Here is a 17338-nt window from a genome sequence, read left to right on the forward strand (position 1 = left end):
ATCCAGGGGTGAGCGCCTTTGCTCTGGATCCCCTTCCCGACCTGCTGCGCAGGTCGCCGGGGATGACGGCCCGGAGGCCGAGGACAGCTTGGGACGCAGCGGTTCCCCTCCCGTCATTGCGAGCGACAGCGAAGCAATCCAGCCTAACGCCGGCCCTTTAGGCTGGATTGCTTCGCCTCCGGCTCGCAATGACGGCGAGGCGCACCCGTCGGCTCGAGCCCATCGCAAAACGGCGCGCAAGTCGTGCTATTGCACCGCGATGTCGTCCTATCGCTCCGCCCTTCGGCCTTCCGCCTTCGCGCTCGTCGCGGATGACTATGCGCTCACGGACGGCGTCAGCCGCGCCATTCTGGAGTTGGCGGCCGCCGGCCGGATTTCGGGGACGGGCGCGATGACGAACCGGCCGACATGGCCCGACGCCGCGCGGGCGTTGCGGGAGCATGAGGGGCGGATCGACATGGGGCTGCACCTCAACTTGACGCTCGGGCGGCCGCTCGGCCCCATGCGGCGGCTTTGCGGACCTGATTCATTGCCTGCGTTCAACCAGCTGGCGAAGCTCGCCTTTTCGGCTCGGTTGGACGGCGGGGAAATCCGGGACGAGATCCTGCGCCAGGTCGACGCCTTCGCGGAGCATTACGGGCGGTTGCCCGACTATATCGACGGGCACCAGCACGTGCACGTGCTGCCCGGCGTGCGCGGCGCGCTGCTGGACGCGGTGGCGCTGCGCTGGTCCGGCGAACACAAGCCCGTGTTGCGCGATCCGTTCGACACGCCCGGCGCCATCCTGGCGCGCGGCGTCGCGCCCGTGAAGGCGGCCGTGATCGCCGCCCTGGCGATCGGCTGGGGGCGGCGGCTCGACCGCGCCGGGTTGCCGCACAACCGGGGCTTCTCGGGCGTCAGCGCGTTCGACCCGAAGCGCGATTTCGCGATCGACTTCGACCGGTTCCTCCAGGCGCCCGGCCCGGCGCATCTGGTGATGTGCCATCCCGGATTCCCCGACGCGGAACTCGCCGCGCTGGATCCCGTGACGGAGAGCCGGGCCGTGGAACATCGCTATCTGGCCAGCGAAGACTTCGCAGTAGATCTGGCCAATAACCCATTCGAACTACGACGCCTGACACAACTCACAGCACAACCGTGACAGATCGCGGGGTGGAACTTAACCCGCCTTTTACGGGGGGTGCTTAGGGTGACGAAAGATCCCGTGAGAGTTCAAACCGTGCAGCAGGGCGAACGGCGCACTTTTCATCGTTCGGTCATCGTCGCTGTCGCGACGGTGAGCGTCCTGATCATCGCGCTATGCGTCGCCGGGGCCAGCATTCTGGGGCGTGACGCCATCCGGGGCGGTTTCGATTCCAAGAACATCTCGCTGGTGCGCGCCGTGGCGCCGGCCCTGCGCGCTGCGCTGGCGCGTGGCGACGACCTCGGCGCGGCGCTCGACGCCGTGAAGGCCGATCCCGACGTGCGCATCGCCATGGTGGTGGACACGCAAGGCGGGGTGCTCGGCCGCGTCACGGTGGCCCGCGCGGCGTCCGGCTGGAGCGACGGCGCGATCGGGACGTTGGTGCGCGAAGCCGCCGGCGCTCCGGGCGGCGAGATCCATGGCGGCGACGTCAACGCCACCCTGGTCGGCGTCATGCTGCCCGGGACCCCGGCTCGCGCCGCGCTGGTGATCCAGTTCGGCACCGATCGGATCGAGGCCATGTTCATGCGGCTGCTCGCCATCGCGGCCGCGATCGGGGCGCTGAGCGCGCTGGTGATCTGGGGCGCGCTGCTGGTCAGCATACGGCAGACCACCGGGCCCCTGGGCGCGCTTTCGGCCGCCACGCACCGGCTGGCGGCGGGCGACCTCTCCACCGCTGTGCCGGGCGTGGACCGGGCCGACGAGATCGGCTCCATGGCGCGCGCCATCCAGGTGCTGCGCAACCAGTCCATCGAGCGCGCCCGGCTGCAGGAAAGCAGCGAGGCTGACCGTTCCAGCCAGCAGAGCCGGCAGCAGCGCATCGACGCGCTCGTGTCCGAATTCCGCTCGGCCGTCCGCGAGGCGCTGTCCAGCGTGGCGGCCAACAGCGAGCAGATGACCTTCGCGGCCCGCACCATGACGGGCATCGCGGCCGAATCGGCCAAGCGCGCCAAGACGGCCGCCCGCGCCAGCCGCGACGCCTCCGAGAGCGTGCGGCATGTCTCCAAGGCGTCGGACGAGCTCTCCTCGGCCATCACCGAGATCGAATCGCAGGTGAGCAAGGCCCGCCGCGTGGTGGTGGACGCCTCCAGCACCACGCGGGCGACCACGTCCACGGTGCAGAGCCTCGCCGGTAAGGCGCAGGACATCGGCGAGGTCGTGAGCCTGATCCAGGCGATCGCGGCGCAGACCAATTTGTTGGCGCTGAACGCCACCATCGAGGCCGCGCGCGCCGGCGAAAGCGGCAAGGGCTTCGCGGTGGTGGCCTCCGAGGTGAAGAACCTCGCCGGTCAGACCGCCCGCGCGACCGAGCGCATCGCCGAGCAGGTCGGCGCCATCCAGGGCGCGACCGCGTCCGCGGTGGACGCCATCGAGGCGATCTCGCAGCTGATGCACGAGGTCGAGGGCTTCACCAGCGGCATAGCGCATGCGGTGGAGCAGCAGGCGGCGGCCACCAGCCAGATCGCCTCGGGCGTGTCGCGCGCCGCCGAGGGCACCGAGAGCGCCGCCTCCGACATGCGCGAGCTCGACGCCGTGGTGGGCGAGACCGACCAGTCCGCCGCGCAGGTCAACCAGTCCGCCATGGACGTGGCCGAGCAGTCCAAGCGCCTGCATGACACCGTGGACCGGTTCCTGAACTCCGTGTCGCGGGCCTGAACGCAAAACGGGGCCCCTGGGGCCCCGTTGGTCGTGCGTGAGAGGAAGCCTTACTTGGCGGCTTCCGTGTACATCTTCTCGACGTGTTCCCAGTTCACCAGGTTGTCGACGAAGGCCTTGAGGTAGTCGGGGCGGCGGTTGCGGTAGTCGATGTAGTAGGAGTGCTCCCACACGTCGACGCCCAGGATCGGGCTCGCGCCGTGCACCAGCGGGCTCTCGCCGTTGGGGGTCTTCATCACCACGACCTTGCCGTCCTTCACGGCGAACCAGGCCCAGCCGGAGCCGAACTGCGTCACGCCGGCCTGGATGAACTCCTCCTTGGCCTTGTCCACCGAGCCGAAGCCGTCAACGAGCGCCTTCTCGACCGAACCCGGGATCGCGCCGCCGCCATTCGGCTTCATCCACTGCCAGAAATGCAGGTGGTTGTAGTGCTGGCCGGCATTGTTGAAGAGGCCGGCGTTCTTGCCAAAGGAGCCCTTCACGATCTCCTCGAGGGACTTGCCCTCCCACTCGGTGCCCTTCAGCAGGTTGTTGCCGTTGTTCACGTAAGCGAGGTGATGCTTGTCGTGGTGGTACTCCAGCGTCTCCTTGGACATGTAGGGCTGCAGCGCGTCATGGGAGTAGGGAAGTTCGGGCAAGCTGAAAGACATGGCGCAATCTCCTCGTAGTTTCGTCCCGGGCGGGGGGCGCGCGGGGGAGCGCGCCGAGAGGCCGGGACCTTAAAACTGTTTCCGCCTCGCTGGGAAGCCGGGTCGGCGGCGGAAATCGCCCCGACAGCCTGAAGGTGGGGCGCGGCCGCCAACCTTCAACAGCCGGGCGCCGCCCGATCGGGGCCGCGCGGTTGACACGGATGGGCCTGTTGACGACTGTCACGCCAAGACTGTCGAAGCCCGTTCCCCCGCCGGATGCGTCATGGCCGTTGTTTTATACCTGTTCGCCATCCTGCTGATTCTGGCCGGCGGCGCCGTCGGGCTCTACGGGGCCGACAATATCCGGGCCGAGAGCGGCGCCGCGTGGCTGCACATGGGCGCGACGCTGTTCGCGGCGGGCTTCGTCACGCTGGGGCTGGCGGCGGCGCTGCGCGAGCTGAAGAAGATCCGCCTCGCGCTCACCGAGATCGGCGACGACCTCGAGCCCGCCAAGGCCCCGCCCGCGCCGGCCCGCGCGCCCTCCCCGGCCGAGACCGCCGCGGCCCCCGCCTTTGCGCTGGCCCCGCAGCCCGCCGACGAGCCCGCCCCGCCGCGCCAGCCGGCCCCGATCGAGCCCGGCGAGTTCGAGCGCAGCATCGTGGACGGCGCCGAGCCGGCCTCCGCCGTGTCCGTCCAGGAGGCCCGCGTCGAGGACGCCCCCGCGCCGGACGCCCCGGAGGAAACGCGCGCCGAGGAGCCGGCCGCCGTCTCCCAGCCCGCCGTCTCCCAGCCCGAGGCGGCCGAGCCGGAGCCTGCGACGCCGGAGCCCAAGCCCGAGCCTGAACCCGCCCCCGAGCCCGCCGTACCGGCGGGTCCGCCCAGCGTGGTGGCCACCTACACGTCCGGCGGCGTGCAGTACTTCATGTATTCGGACGGCGGCATCGAGGCCGAGATGGAGAAGGGGCGCTACCGCTTCTCCTCCATGTCGGAGTTGCGCCGTTTCGTGGAAACCGGCGAAGGCGGCGAGCTCATCGCTCCCGCGTCCGGCCAGCAGGCCGTCGCGGACGCCGCCAACGACGCCGCGCAGCCCGAGAAGGCCTCCCCGGCGGCGTCCTAGCCTTTTCCCCAACACCTCTCCAACACCCTCATCCTGAGGAGCAGGCCCGCTTGGGCCTGCGTCTCGAAGGACGAGGGACTCCAGAATGCTCAGCCATGCAGCCACCTGGTTTCCCTCGTCCTTCGAGACGCATCGCCAAGGGGCGACGCTCCTCAGGATGAGGGGATTGTAAGGTGGCCGGCACGCCGCACGGGAGCGGAGGCGCCGCGATGCGCCGCCGTTCCTAAGGCCCCCCTCACCCCTCCGCCGGCCGCGGCAGGCGCCCTTCCACGGCGCCGACCGCGAAAGCGTAGCTCTGCGCCACTTCCTTCAGCCGGTCGAACCGGCCGGAGGCGCCGCCGTGGCCGGAGTCCATGTCGATGCGCAGCACCACGGGGCCGCTGCCCGGCAGGGCGTGCTCGCGCAGGCGCGCCACCCATTTGGCCGGCTCCCAATAGGTCACGCGCGGGTCGGTGAGGCCGCCGATCGCCAGGATGGCGGGGTAGCGCTGCGCGCTCACCTGGTCCACGGGCGAATAAGCCAGGATGGCGTCGAAAGCCTCCGCGCTCTCGATCGGGTTGCCCCATTCGGGCCATTCGGGCGGGGTCAGCGGCAGGTCGGCGTCCAGCATGGTGGTGAGCACGTCCACGAAGGGCACCTCGGCCAGCACGGCGGCGAACAGCTCGGGCGCGCTGTTGGCGATCGCCCCCATCAGCATGCCGCCGGCGCTGCGCCCCTGCGCGGCGATGCGGCCCGGGGCCGTGTAGCCGGCCTCGCACAGCGCCCGCCCGGCCGCGATGAAGTCCGTGAAGGTGTTCGGCTTCTTCTCGCGCTTGCCTTCCGTGTACCAGCGCCAGCCCTTCTCGGTTCCGCCGCGCACATGCGCGACCGCGTACACGAAGCCCCGGTCCACCAGCGACAGGCACTCGGTGTCGAAGTCCGACGAAATGGCGTGCCCATAGGCCCCGTAGCCGTAGAGCAGGCACGGCGCCGAGCCGTCCATCGCCAGGTCGGCCCGGTGCAGCAGCGAGATCGGCACGCGCTCGCCGTCCGGCGCGGTCGCGAACAGGCGGCGCGTCACATAGGCGTCGCGGTCGTGGCCGGAGGGCACCTCCTGCCGCTTCAGGAGCGTGCGGGCCCGCGCGCCCATGTCGTAGTCATAGGTCTCGGCCGGCGTCGTCATGGACGAATACACGAAGCGCACCACCGGCGTGTCGAACTCGAAGCCGGGCGCAAGACGCAGCGCATAGGCCTCCTCGTCGAACGCGATGGCGTGCTCGGCCCCGGCGGCGTCGCGCACGACGATGCGCGGATTGGCGTCCTGCCGCTCCATCCGCACCAGGAAGTCGCGAAAGGGCGCGACGGTCAGGATCATGGTCCCGGGCCGGTGCGGCACGAGATCGCTCCAGTTCGCCCGCTCCGGCGCGTCGATCGGCGCGGTGACGATCTTGAAGTCCTCGGCCCCGTCCGCGTTGGTGAGGATCACGAAGCGGTCGCCGAAATGGTCCACCTCGTAGCGCAACTCGTGCTCGCGCTTCGCCAGCAGGCGCGGCGCGGCCGAAAGGTCGGCGCGCTCCAGCGCGTGCACCTCGGTGGTCTCGTGATCGCTGATCTGGATGAACGCGAAGCGGCCCGAACGGCTCTCGTCGATGTCGACGAACCAGCCGTCCGCCTGCTCCTCATACACCAGCGCGTCCTGCTCCACGGGCTGGCCCAACACGTGCCGGAACACCTGCCGGGGCCGGTGATTGGCGTCGAGCTTCACGTACAGGAAACTCGCGCCGGCCGCGTCCCACACCACCTCGCCGGTGGCGCCCTCGATGCGGTCCGGCCGGTCCTCGCCGGTCAGCGGATCGCGAATGCGGATCGTGTAGAACTCGGAGCCCGTATCGTCGCTGCTCCAGGCCAGCAGGGCGTGGTCGTCCGTATGGCGGCGGCGGCCTAGGTGAAAGAACGGCTTGCCTTCAGCCAGCTTCTGGCCGTCCAGCATGATGGTTTCATCACCGCCGTCGCGGGGCCTGCGGCACACCAGCGGGTGCTGGTCGCCCGTCCGGTAGCGCGTCATGTAAGCCAAGGGGCCGTCGGGCGCGGGCACGGAGGAATCGTCCTCCTTGATGCGCGCGCGCATCTCGGCCGTGATGGCGTCCTGCAGGTCGCGAACCCCCTCCAGCACGGCCGCCCCGAAGGCGTTCTCGGCTTCAAGATGGGCGCGGATGTCGGCGGGCAGCAAAGCGGGCTCGCGCAGCACGTCCTGCCAGTTCTCGGCCTTCAGCCAGCCGAACGGGTCCGTCACGGTGCGCCCGTGCCAGGTGCGCGATTGCTCCCGGCGCTCGGCGCGGGGCGGGGCCGGGAAGGGTCGGGGCGCGCCGGCGCGGTTGTCGTTCAAGTCCAAGGCTTCCGGATCCATGATTTTTGCTTTCGTTCTCGAAACGGCCGGCGGATGCGGCCGCGCGCCGGCGCCGTGTCCGTTCGGCGATCGCCGGGCCGGGTCGGCAGGCCTCGCGCGATGCTGGTCGGCGCATCCGTTGCTTGATCATACGACTATGCGGCGGTCCCGCGAACAGGGACAAATCGCATCATCGGCCAAGACAACCCACCAAAGAACTTTGATTTCTGTATTGCACAACCTTTGAGTCTGACATAGACGATTATCAAGAGAACCAAGCGGCCTTTACGGCCCCAGTTGAGACGCCGGCGTCGTTCGACGCTGGCCGATACTGACGAGAACTCCGGTTTTCATACGCGATGGCGCTGGACCGGCGTCCGGGAGACCAGGGTTCGGCGCACTGCCGATCCCGGGAAGCGCAGTGGGGGATGAGAGATCGACATGTTGGACAGCAACGAGAATCAGAACCGTCATATCGAACTCGCGGCTGACATCGTCGCCGCCTATGTGAGCAACAACGCTGTCTCGGTGACGGATCTTCCTGGCCTGATCGGCATGGTTCACGCGGCGCTCGGCAGGGTTGGGGCGGTTGCGCCCGAGATGCCCGTCGAGGCGCCCAAGCCCGCCGTGAACGTCAAGAAGTCGATCACGCCCGACTACATCGTCTGCCTGGAAGACGGCAAGAAGTTCAAGTCGCTGAAGCGTCACCTGCGCACGCAGTACAGCATGACGCCCGAGGATTACCGCGAGAAGTGGAACCTCCCCTTCGACTATCCGATGGTGGCCCCCAACTACGCGGCCGCGCGGTCCAACCTCGCCAAGAAGATGGGCCTCGGCCAGCAGCGCCGCAAGCGCTGACCGCCTCCCGGGCGAGCACGATTTTGAAGGGCGCCGCTGGCGCCCTTTTTCTTGCGCGGATGTCTGGCCGCAGGAGCTCGTCGCGCTCATGCGCGGCTCCGCGCGCGCTCGGCTTTGAAGGCCTGCATCAGCCCGATATGCCGGTTCAGATCATAGGTCCAATGCCCGGCGCGCCCGAGCGCCCGCTCGGCCCGCAGCGCCTGGTCGAGCAGCCGCAGAATGGCGCGACTGCGATCGGGCTCCGCCGCCGGCAGCCGGCCGAGGCCGATCGGGATCAAGCGCGGCAGCATGCGGCCGCGCTCATAGGATTCGCTGCCTGACCCGACGAGCCGCGCAATCGCCCTCCGGGCCGGCCTGCGAACATCGATTTTCTGAAACGAAACGGGATGGCTGGGCAAAATGGCCCTCCTCTCGATGAAAACGGTGAGACGACCGGTCGCTTGCGGAGGACCGTTGTTTCAACATATAAGAATTTATGCCGTTTTCAAGATCGATGGAGAGACATCGTGCCTAAGAACAATCCTGCGAAGCCCTCCCCCGCCGGGCGCAGCGCCGCCGAGAACCGCCTGCTCCTGCGCGTCGCCGCATCCCGGGATGGCCTCGCCGAGCGCGACGTGGCGTCGATGGCCGAGCCGGCCGCCGTGCTGGTGGCGGCCGACCTCGCCGCATGGACGGGCGCGGGTCCAGCCCGCCGGCTGGTCGCGACCGAGCCCGGCCGCGCCCGCGCCCGCCGTCTGGCCGGCCCGCGCGACCACGCGTTTCTGGCGCAGCATCGTTCCCTGGCCGAGCGCGGCATCGACTACGAGGGCGCCGCCCAGGTCGCGCTCGTGGACGACAGCGAGAGCCCGCTCGCCTGGCTGCGCCGGCGCGCCGGCAAGGATGGCAGGCCCTTTCTCAACGACGCCCAGTTCCAGGCCGGCGAACGGCTGCGCGCGGACATCACGCTCGGCCAGATGCTGCCCCGCGTCACGGCCGACTGGAGCGGAACCGGCGGCGGCCGCCGCGGCCCGCCGCGCGAACACATCGCCGACGTCGCGCTCGCCGCCCGCCAACGCTGCGACGCCGCCGGCCGGGCGCTCGGCGGCGAACTCTTCGGCGTCCTCCTCGACGTCTGCGGCTTCCTGAAGGGCCTCGAAACCGTGGAACGCGAACGCTCCTGGCCGGCCCGCTCCGCCAAACTCGTCCTGCGCATCGCCCTGGACCGCCTCGCCACCCACTACGGCCTCTCCAACGAATCCACCGGCCCCGCCTCCGCGAAACCCCGCAAGTGGGGCGCCCCGGACTACCGCCCGACGGTGGTGTGATGCGCCGCAGCCAGCCCCCTCTCCCCAACGGGGGAGAGGGGGCTGGGGTGAGGGTCTCTGTGCGCCGCGCACCCGGCCACCAACCCCTCATCCGGCGCTTCGCGCCACCTTCTCCCCGTTTCCGGGGCGAAGGGAAAAGGCGCCGCAGCATCATTGCCCCTCATCCTGAGGAGCAGGCCCGCTTGGGCCTGCGTCTCGAAGGACGAGGGATTCCAGCAGGCTGATACGCCGGCGCGAACTGGAGACCCTCGTCCTTCGAGACACATCGCCAAGAGGCGATGTTCCTCAGGATGAGGGGATTGAGGGTGTGAACAGCCACTTCGGCAAAGCGAGGGCGCAATCGCGGTCACGCGCCGCAGCCTGCCCCCTCTCCCCCAACAGGGGAGAGGGCTGGGGTGAGGGTCTCCGTGCGCCGCGCACCCGGCCACCAACCCCTCATCCGACGCTTCGCGCCACCTTCTCCCCGTTCCGGGGCGAAGAGAAAAGGCGCCGCAGCTCCATTGCCCCTCATCCTTCGAGACACATCGCCGAGAGGCGATGTTCCTCAGGATAGGGGATTGAGGGTGTGAATAGCCACTTCGGCAAAGCAAGGGCGCAATCGCGTTCACGCGCCGCAGCCTGCCCCCTCTCCCCCAACAGGGGAGAGGGCTGGGGTGAGGGTCTCCGTGCGCCGCGCACCCGGCCACCAACCCCTCATCCGGCGCTTCGCGCCACCTTCTCCCCGTTCCGGGGCGAAGGGACGGGCGCGCCTCAGACCTCCACGAGGTCCAGCCGCGGGAGGCCGGCGCGGTCTTCGACTTCGATAATCCAGAGGTCCGAATCGAACTTGATTTCCCGCGCCAGCCGGGCCTCGGCGGTGGGTATGTCGACGAAGGGTTCGGGGTGGAGGCGGGCGAAGCGGCGTTCGCCCTCGCCTTCCCCGAAGGAGGATTGCGGGGCCGGGCCATAGAGCGCGCAGGTTCCGTCGAGGCGGTCGACCTTCACGAACACGGAGCCGGCCTCGGCCGCGCCGCGGCGACGCAGCACCGCGGGGGCGCCCTCCACGGCGCAGCGGCGGATATAGGCGGAGACGAAGATGTCGGAGCGCAGCCTCATGGCCGCACCCTGACGGGCGGCTCAGTCGAGCGCAATGCCGGATGCGGAGGCGAGCGCCTTGGCGGTGCGGGGATTGAGCTCGCCGGTTTGCGGCAGCTTGCGGTCCTGCTCGAAGCGCTCCACCGCCTGTCGGGTGCCCGAGCCCATGACGCCATCGGCCTTCACGGGGCCGTAGCCGAGCTTGTTGAGCGCCTTCTGGGCCGCCAGCACGCCCTTGTTGAGCTCCACGCCGGAGCCGCCGCCGCGCAGCATGTCGCCGATGGCGTCGCGCGGGATCGGCTGGGGGGTCGCGGACGGGGTCGACAGCGAGGCTTTCTGCGGGCGAGGCGTTTCAGCCGCGACCACCGAGGCCGTCGAGGTGGGGCCATTGCCGAGGTCCGTGGGGCGGCTCGGCGGCAGCACCGGCGGGATGCCGCCGACCTTGACCACATCCGCCGCGCCCTTGCCGAACAGCGGCGCGGGATGGGGGGCGTTCTGCAGCGCCAGAGCGTTCACGACGATGCCGACGCCGATCGCCGCGCCCGCCGCCCCGACGGCCGTGAGGCCGGGATTGCGGAACAGGGCGCCGAACCAGGATGCGCGGGAAGGCTTGCGCTTGGCGCGCGCCTTCCGGGGCCGACGCTCCTGGCTCAGAACGAAATCATGGTCGGTGCGAGCGAGGACCTCAGGCACTTTTCTTCACCCTGTCGATGGGGGGATGGGGCAGCTTGGCGCTGGTGACGATGGCGGCCGGCGAAGGCTCGCGGAGCGGCAGCGACTCCACGACGCCGCCGGAAGCGCCGCCCGGAGCATTGGCGGGCCGGCTGGCCATCAGCGGGGAGAGTTTCAGGCGGCCGTCGAGGCCGAAGCGGACCGTGACGCGCGTGCCCTTGCCGGGAGCGCTGTCGATGCGCATTGCGCCGGCGTGGAGGCCGACGAGGCCGCGCACCACCGAAAGGCCGAGGCCGGTGCCCTCATATGGCCGATCATAGCTGGCGCGGGCCTGGAAGAAGGGCTCGCCGAGGCGCGGCAGGTCGTCGGCCGCGATGCCGATGCCGGTGTCCTCGACCACCATGGTGAGGATGTCGCCGTCGCGCCGCACGTCGAGCACGATCTGGCCGCCGGCGGGCGTGAACTTGATGGCGTTGCTGAGCAGGTTGATGAGGATCTGCTTGCAGGCGCGCCGGTCTGCCACGAGCTCGGGCAGGCCGGGCTCCACGGCGACGCGGAAGTCGATGCCGGCCTGCTCGGCCTTGAGGCGCAGCATGTCGGCGACCACGGCGACGAGGCGGTCGACGTCGAACGGCTCGGGCTGGAGGGTGAGCGTGCCGGCGTCGATCTTGGACATGTCCAGAAGCGCGTTCACGACCTGCAGCAGGTGCTCGCCGGAGACATGTATGATGCGGGCGTAGTCGCGCTGGCGGGCGTCGCCGGCGGGCACGAGCTTCTCGTCGCCCAGCATCTCCGAGAAGCCGATGATGGCGTTCAGCGGCGTGCGCAGCTCGTGGCTGACGGTGGCGAGGAACCGGTCCTTCAGCGCCGCCGCGGCCTCGGCCGCCGAGCGCGCCTGGTCGATCTCCGCCTCATGCTGCCTTTGTGTTGAGATATCGCGGAGGACGGAGATGATTTCTTCGCCTTCGTGGGCGTCCGCGTCCGCTTCCACGCGGCGGGCGCGCAGCTCGATCCAGGCGTAGACGGGCGCGGCCGGGCGTTCGCCGTCGCCCTTGCGCACGCGCACCTGCGTACGCGAGAAGGCGCTGCCCGCGCCCGCGTCCGCGAGCGCCATCAGGTACAGGGGCCGGTCCGCGACGTGCACGCGCTCGAACAGGCCGCGCCCGAGCAGCGCGCCGGGCGCGCAGGCCAGCACCGAGGCGGCGCCCGGGCCGGCGTAGAACACGCCCCCCTGCGCGTCATGGCGCGTGACCAGGTCCCCGAACCCGTCCACGAGCATGCGGCTGTGGGCGGCCAGGCGGCGCTCGCGCACCATGCGGGAGCGCATCTCGCGCTGGGCCAGCTGCGCCATGCCGAGCGCGAAGGCGAGCACGGCCACGTGCATGTAGAACCCGACCGGGTCCGCGCCCCCCTGCAGCAGCAGCAGCGCGCACAGGGCCCCGAAGGCGAGCGTGCTGGCGTAGCGGATCTCGCGCATGCGCCCGATCAGCGCGGCCTCGAGCACCAGCAGCGGCAGGCCCGCCAGGGCCGGCGACGCGAGCCCGTCGCCCGAGAGCGCGTAGCCGAGCAGCGTGGCCACGCCCGCCAGGATGGATGTGAGGTGCGCCTCCCCGAGCCGGCCGGTGCGCGACGCGAGCACGCCCGAGACCGCCTGCAGCACCACGCCCAGGATCACGATCAGCGCGGGGACGCGCACGCCGCCGGTCACGGCCAGGAGCACCGGCACGGAGGCCAGCCCGAGGGCGCCGAGCCCCAGGCGCGAGCCGATGAACCACACGTGCCGCGGGCGCGCCAGAGTCTCGGCGTCGGCGCTCGCGTGCACCAGGTCTCCGAGCTGTTTGGCTAGCGTTGCGAAGGGCCGCATACTCGACTCGTTACCGGCGCGGAGCTTCGCGCTTTCCTTCAAAAGACGATCGCAGCTTCGCAGGGGCGCCTTAAACGAACCCTAAAATCAAGCCATTGAGAAAATTAGATATTTGTTAGGAACAATGAACCGTTAAGCCGCCGGAAACGGCCCGATCCACGCCCGCTTGACGAAGCCTTAAGCCGCCGCGGGGCAGCGTGCGCGGCGTGGGGCGGCAGCCGGCGGGACGTATGGGCTTCGTACTCAGAACAGTGATCGCGGTAGGGATCGTGTATGCGATCTCGCCGCTGCGCGACCAGGCCGGGCCAACCCCGGACCTCGCCGGCGCGGCGCGCGCCGTGGTTGCGGACCAGGCCGGCCAGGCCGTTTCGGCCGCCATGCAGCTGTGCCTGAAGGACAAGGCGAGCTGCGCCCTTCTGGGCCTCGGCCACCCTGGGGAAACGCACGAGACGCCGGCCCGCGAGGCCGGGTCCGGACCCAGCGTCACGGGCAGCACCGCCCGCCCGGTGGCGGCCGCCGCTGCTGCGCCCGCCAAGGCGCCGCCCGGCCTGGCGCAGCCTGCCCGCAAGAAGCCCGGCCCCGAGACCCGCGCTCCGCGCGCCGACTAGCGGCCGCCGCCCCTGCCCGCTCGCCCCTGGCCCCTGTCCGCTAGCCCCTGCGCGGTCTATATGGTGTGCGAAGCATCGCACGGACGGCCATGAACGCGACCCTCGACGAGATCATCGACAATTTCGAGCTCCTGGACGACTGGGACGATCGCTATCGCTACCTGATCGAACTCGGCCGCACGCTGAAGCCGATGCCCGACGAGGCGCACAACGACGTCAACAAAGTGCGCGGCTGCGCCAGCCAGGTCTGGCTCACCAGCGCGGTGGACCGCACCGGCCCCGAGCCTGTGTTGCGCTATCTCGGCGACAGCGACGCCCACATCGTGCGCGGCCTCGTGGCGCTGACGCTGGCGATCTTTTCCGACCAGCCGGCGCGGCGCATCCTGGAGACGGATCCCCAGACGGTGTTCGACAAGCTCGGCCTCGCCTCCCACCTCACCCCGCAGCGTTCCAACGGCGTCCGCGCCATGGTGGACCGCATCAAGACCGACGCCCGCGCGGCCCTGGCGACGGCCTGAGGGATGGGGGCGCCCTGGCCCTCGTCAAATTGGTGGCTTTGGGATCGCCTCCCCGGTAGGCGCGAAGCACTGTGAAAGGATGACAGGCCGCTGCGCCTTTGCCCCTGGATCCCCTTCCCGACCTGCTGCGCAGGTCGCCGGGGATGACGGCGGCAGGCTGAAAGTGTCGCCGCAACCTCCCGTCATTGCGAGCCGGAGCCGAAGCAATCCAGTCTGCAGGCCCGGCGTTAGACTGGATTGCTTCGCTGTCGCTCGCAATGACGGCTGAGAGGCTGCGGCAGCGTTAGAGAGGCGCCAACCCTCAAATCCCCTCGTCCTTCGAGACCAAGAGGCGATGTTCCTTAGGATGAGGGGATTGTAGAAGGCCGGCGGCTGGACGGTCCGGAGCGCGCCACCCACCCCCCAATCAACCCCGCGCTTGCGCGAGGGCGCAATGTCGGCTCTTTTCGGGGGGAACATCGCTTTTTCCGCTGCGTGGACCGAGTCTTGGCCGATACCGCCCCCGAGTTATCCCTGGTGATTCCCGTCTTCAACGAGGGCGAGAACGTGGATGCGCTGGTGGCGCGGCTGCGGCCGGTGCTGGATGGGATCACGCCGGACTGGGAAGTGGTGTTCGTGGACGACGGATCGCGCGACGACACGCTGGCCCGCATCCGGGCCTTCAACGAGGCCGATCCGCGGCTGCGGGCGGTGTCGTTCAGCCGCAATTTCGGCAAGGAGATCGCCATCGCGGCGGGGCTGGACCATGTGCGCGGCCGCGCCACCGTGATCATGGACGCCGACCTGCAGCATCCGCCCGAGATGATCGCCACCTTCGTGGCGAAGTGGCGCGAGGGCTACGCGATGGTGTACGGCCAGCGGACCGACAGGCGCGCCGACAGCCCGATGCGGCGCAAGCTGACGCAGATGTTCTACCGGCTGTTCGACGCCTTCGGCGAAACGCCGCTGCCCGAAGGCGCGGGTGACTTTCGCCTCTTGGACCGGCGCGCCGTGGACGCGCTGCGGCAACTCGGCGAGCGGGCGCGTTTCTCCAAGGGGCTCTATGCCTGGATCGGCTTTCCGTCGATCGGCGTGCCGTTCGACGTGGCGGACCGCGTCGGCGGCATGAGCAAGTTCAGCACCCGCAAGCTTTTTCGGTTCGCGGCCGACGGCATCACGTCGTTCTCGACGTTGCCGCTGAAGCTGTGGACCTATGTGGGCGCGCTGGTGTCGGCTTTCGCGTTCGTCACCGGCATCTGGTTCATCATCCGCACCATGTTGTGGGGCGTGGACGTGCCGGGCTACGCCTCGCTGATCGTGTCGGTGATGTTTCTGGCCGGCGTGCAGCTGATCTCGCTGGGCGTGATCGGCGAATATATCGGTCGCATCTTCGCCGAGGTGAAGCGCCGGCCGCTCTACATCGTGGGCGAGCAGGTCGGGTTCGGCGAGCAGCCGGCCGTGGCCATGCCGGTGCGCCCCCTCGGCGTCGATCGTCGGCGGGCCTGAAGGCCAACATGGTCAAAAGCATTCTTTCGGTCGGCGGCTTCACGCTGCTGTCCCGGTTCACGGGCGCGCTGCGGGACGTCATCATCGCGGCCGTGATGGGCGCTGGGCTTATGTCTGACGCCTTCTTCGTCGCTCAGCGCCTGCCTAACCATTTCCGCACCATCTTCGGCGAGGGCGCGTTCAACTCCGCCTTCGTGCCGAGCTATTCGGGGGCGCTGGAAACCAAGGGCGGCGCCGCCGCCTCGCTGCTGGCCGGGCGCATCCTGACGCTGCTGACGCTGGCGCTACTGGCGCTTACCGGGCTCGCGATCCTGTTCATGCCCGAGGTCGTGCGCGTGCTGGCGCCGGGCTTCTCGGATGAACCGGAGAAATTCGCCCTCACGGTGGCGCTGACGCGCGTCACCTTTCCGTATCTGCTGCTGATCACCATCGTGACGCTGGTGTCGGCCGTGCTGAACGCCAATGGGCGCTTTGCGGCCGCGGCCGGCGCGCCGGTGCTGCTGAACCTCAGCGTGATCGCGGCGCTGCTGGTTGCGTGGCTGTTTCCCTCCGCGGCCCATGCGGCGGCCTGGGGGGTGACGATCTCGGGCGTGCTGCAGTTGCTTCTGGTTGTCGTGGACGCGCGCCGCGCCGGCGTGATGCCGGGCTTCCGCAAACCCGTTTTCGACAAGGACCTGAAGGGCTTCTTCCGGACGCTGGGGCCGGCCGTTATCGGCTCGGCGGGCGTGCAGATCGCCATGTTCGCCGACACCATCATCGCCTCGCTGCTGCCGACCGGCGCGGTTTCGGCCCTCAACTACGCGGACCGGCTCTACCAGCTCCCGGTCGGGGTGATCGGGATCGCGGCCGGCACCGTGCTGCTGCCGACCATGAGCAAGCGTCTGGCCGCCGGCGACGCCGCGGGCGCGCAATCGGCGCAGAACCGCGCCGTAGCATTCACGCTGGCGCTCTCGGCGCCGTTTCTGGTGGCGTTCCTGGCGATTCCCGACCTCGTGATCCGCGGCGTGTTCATGCGCGGCGCCTTCGACGAGGCGGCCGCGACGCAATCGGCCGCCGCGCTCGCCGCCTACGGGGTCGGGTTGCCGGCCGTGGTGCTGATCCGCTCGGCGGTGGCGACCTTCTACGCGCGGCGCGACACGCGCACGCCGCTGATCGCGTCCTTCTCGGGGCTCGGGCTGAACCTGCTGCTGAAGCTCGCTCTATACGCCCCCATGGGGGCGGCCGGGCTGGCGCTGGCGACGGGCGTCGGCGCCTGGGTGAATGTGGGCCTGCTGGTGTTCCTGGCGGCGCGCCGGGACCTGCTGGCCCCGGATGCGGCGTTGCGCCGGACCGTGCTGGCCGTGGCGGTTGCGGCGCTGGCGTTGACCGGGGTGGCGCTCGCCGGGCGCGCGCCGTCGGCCGCGCTGGTTTCGGCATTGCCGACCCTGCGCAACGAGGCGCAGCTGTGCCTGCTGGGACTGGCGGGCGCGGTTGTGTATGCGGCCGTGCTGCTGGCCATGTTCAAGGCGCTACGGGTGCCGTTTCGGCGGGCATGACGACCGCGTTCCGATAGTCCTGCATGGCCGTCATCCCCGGCCGGAGCGGCGAAGCCGCGGAGGGGAAGGGGATCCAGGGCCGCCGAGCTCACCCCTGGATCCCGTTCCCGCCCCGCTTCGCGGGCCGCCGGGAATGACGGCGGAGAGGTTGCAATCTCTCCGTCATTGCGAGCCGGAGGCGAAGCAATCCAGTCTAAAGGCCGGGCTTTTAGACTGGATTGCTTCGCTCTCGCTCGCAATGACGGTGGAGAGTTCTGCGCTCCATTCAGCGTCAACTCGGTTTGCCGCCTCTCCTGCATCCCCGGCCAGAGCGGCGAAGCCGCGGAGGGGAAGGAGATCCAGGGCCGCCGCGCTCACCCCTGGATCCCCTTCCCGCCCCGCTTCGCGGGTCGCCGGGGATGACGGCGGAGGAGTTGCAATCTCGCCGTCATTGCGAGCCGGAGGCGAAGCAATCCAGTCTAAAGGCCGGG

Annotated in this window: 15 protein-coding genes; 9 read left to right on the forward strand and 6 right to left on the reverse strand. The window is 69.9% G+C overall.

Annotation, left to right across the window (positions count from 1 at the left end):
• Positions 1–259 precede the first annotated feature (259 nt).
• Both AC1DSZ_RS23795 and AC1DSZ_RS23800 read left to right on the forward strand, forming a co-directional pair.
• Positions 260–1141 (forward strand): ChbG/HpnK family deacetylase, encoded by an 882-nt coding sequence (locus AC1DSZ_RS23795; protein ID WP_476840787.1) that lies wholly within the window; start codon positions 260–262, stop codon positions 1139–1141.
• Between the two features lie 63 nt (positions 1142–1204).
• Positions 1205–2839: a methyl-accepting chemotaxis protein gene (locus tag AC1DSZ_RS23800; protein ID WP_476840788.1), complete on the forward strand. Its 1635-nt coding sequence runs from the start codon at positions 1205–1207 to the stop codon at positions 2837–2839.
• Between the two features lie 50 nt (positions 2840–2889).
• Here the strand turns inward: AC1DSZ_RS23800 and AC1DSZ_RS23805 are convergent, their stop codons facing one another.
• Positions 2890–3489: a superoxide dismutase gene (locus AC1DSZ_RS23805; RefSeq protein WP_476840789.1), complete on the reverse strand. Its 600-nt coding sequence runs from the start codon at positions 3487–3489 to the stop codon at positions 2890–2892.
• A 262-nt stretch (positions 3490–3751) separates the two neighbouring features.
• Here AC1DSZ_RS23805 and AC1DSZ_RS23810 point away from each other — a divergent pair, with 262 nt between their 5' ends.
• A complete protein-coding gene (locus AC1DSZ_RS23810; protein ID WP_476840790.1) occupies positions 3752–4585 on the forward strand; it encodes a hypothetical protein in 834 nt (277 codons plus the stop codon).
• Positions 4586–4820: 235 nt separating this feature from the next.
• Here the strand turns inward: AC1DSZ_RS23810 and AC1DSZ_RS23815 are convergent, their stop codons facing one another.
• Positions 4821–6950 carry a S9 family peptidase gene (locus tag AC1DSZ_RS23815; protein WP_476840791.1) on the reverse strand — a complete coding sequence of 710 codons (2130 nt, stop codon included), beginning with the start codon at positions 6948–6950 and terminating at the stop codon, positions 4821–4823.
• Positions 6951–7391: 441 nt separating this feature from the next.
• Between AC1DSZ_RS23815 and AC1DSZ_RS23820 the strand changes: the two genes are divergently transcribed.
• Positions 7392–7808, forward strand: a complete 417-nt coding sequence (locus AC1DSZ_RS23820) for a Ros/MucR family transcriptional regulator (RefSeq protein WP_476840792.1) — start codon at positions 7392–7394, stop codon at positions 7806–7808.
• 86 nt (positions 7809–7894) lie between these two features.
• Here the strand turns inward: AC1DSZ_RS23820 and AC1DSZ_RS23825 are convergent, their stop codons facing one another.
• The gene (locus AC1DSZ_RS23825; protein ID WP_476840793.1) at positions 7895–8206 is read right to left on the reverse strand and encodes a DUF6477 family protein; all 312 of its coding nucleotides are present in this window, start codon (positions 8204–8206) and stop codon (positions 7895–7897) included.
• Positions 8207–8314: 108 nt separating this feature from the next.
• Between AC1DSZ_RS23825 and AC1DSZ_RS23830 the strand changes: the two genes are divergently transcribed.
• Positions 8315–9112, forward strand: a complete 798-nt coding sequence (locus AC1DSZ_RS23830; RefSeq protein ID WP_476840794.1) for a DUF6456 domain-containing protein — start codon at positions 8315–8317, stop codon at positions 9110–9112.
• Between the two features lie 750 nt (positions 9113–9862).
• Here the strand turns inward: AC1DSZ_RS23830 and AC1DSZ_RS23835 are convergent.
• From AC1DSZ_RS23835 to AC1DSZ_RS23845, 3 genes are read right to left on the reverse strand one after another with little or no spacing between them, the layout of a single operon-like run.
• Positions 9863–10207: a DUF1491 family protein gene (locus tag AC1DSZ_RS23835; protein ID WP_476840795.1), complete on the reverse strand. Its 345-nt coding sequence runs from the start codon at positions 10205–10207 to the stop codon at positions 9863–9865.
• 21 nt (positions 10208–10228) lie between these two features.
• Positions 10229–10879, reverse strand: a complete 651-nt coding sequence (locus AC1DSZ_RS23840) for a peptidoglycan-binding domain-containing protein (protein ID WP_476840796.1) — start codon at positions 10877–10879, stop codon at positions 10229–10231.
• Positions 10872–12680 (reverse strand): PAS domain-containing sensor histidine kinase, encoded by a 1809-nt coding sequence (locus AC1DSZ_RS23845; RefSeq protein WP_476840797.1) that lies wholly within the window; start codon positions 12678–12680, stop codon positions 10872–10874. Before AC1DSZ_RS23845 ends, AC1DSZ_RS23840 begins: the two co-directional genes overlap by 8 nt.
• Positions 12681–12952: 272 nt before the next feature.
• Between AC1DSZ_RS23845 and AC1DSZ_RS23850 the strand changes: the two genes are divergently transcribed.
• The 4 genes from AC1DSZ_RS23850 (at position 12953) to murJ (ending at position 16868) form a co-directional block, all read left to right on the forward strand.
• A complete protein-coding gene (locus AC1DSZ_RS23850) occupies positions 12953–13330 on the forward strand; it encodes a hypothetical protein (protein WP_476840798.1) in 378 nt (125 codons plus the stop codon).
• Between the two features lie 89 nt (positions 13331–13419).
• A complete protein-coding gene (locus AC1DSZ_RS23855) occupies positions 13420–13848 on the forward strand; it encodes a SufE family protein (RefSeq protein WP_476840799.1) in 429 nt (142 codons plus the stop codon).
• Between the two features lie 486 nt (positions 13849–14334).
• Entirely contained in the window at positions 14335–15333 is a 999-nt protein-coding gene (locus AC1DSZ_RS23860) for a glycosyltransferase family 2 protein (protein ID WP_476840800.1), read from the forward strand.
• Between the two features lie 8 nt (positions 15334–15341).
• Positions 15342–16868: a murein biosynthesis integral membrane protein MurJ gene (murJ, locus tag AC1DSZ_RS23865; RefSeq protein ID WP_476840801.1), complete on the forward strand. Its 1527-nt coding sequence runs from the start codon at positions 15342–15344 to the stop codon at positions 16866–16868.
• The last annotated feature ends 470 nt before the right edge of the window (positions 16869–17338 follow it).

This window comes from Alsobacter sp. P4_H11 (assembly GCF_056400925.1).

Bases quoted from the DNA above. Each gene is read 5' to 3' on its own strand.
- AC1DSZ_RS23795 (WP_476840787.1), top strand. From the start codon at position 260: ATGTCGTCCTATCGCTCCGCCCTTCGGCCTTCCGCCTTCGCGCTCGTC.
- murJ (WP_476840801.1), top strand. From the start codon at position 15,342: ATGGTCAAAAGCATTCTTTCGGTCGGCGGCTTCACGCTGCTGTCCCGG.
- AC1DSZ_RS23820 (WP_476840792.1), top strand. From the start codon at position 7,392: ATGTTGGACAGCAACGAGAATCAGAACCGTCATATCGAACTCGCGGCT.
- AC1DSZ_RS23810 (WP_476840790.1), top strand. From the start codon at position 3,752: ATGGCCGTTGTTTTATACCTGTTCGCCATCCTGCTGATTCTGGCCGGC.
- AC1DSZ_RS23855 (WP_476840799.1), top strand. From the start codon at position 13,420: ATGAACGCGACCCTCGACGAGATCATCGACAATTTCGAGCTCCTGGAC.
- AC1DSZ_RS23805 (WP_476840789.1), bottom strand. From the start codon at position 3,489: ATGTCTTTCAGCTTGCCCGAACTTCCCTACTCCCATGACGCGCTGCAG.
- AC1DSZ_RS23850 (WP_476840798.1), top strand. From the start codon at position 12,953: ATGGGCTTCGTACTCAGAACAGTGATCGCGGTAGGGATCGTGTATGCG.
- AC1DSZ_RS23835 (WP_476840795.1), bottom strand. From the start codon at position 10,207: ATGAGGCTGCGCTCCGACATCTTCGTCTCCGCCTATATCCGCCGCTGC.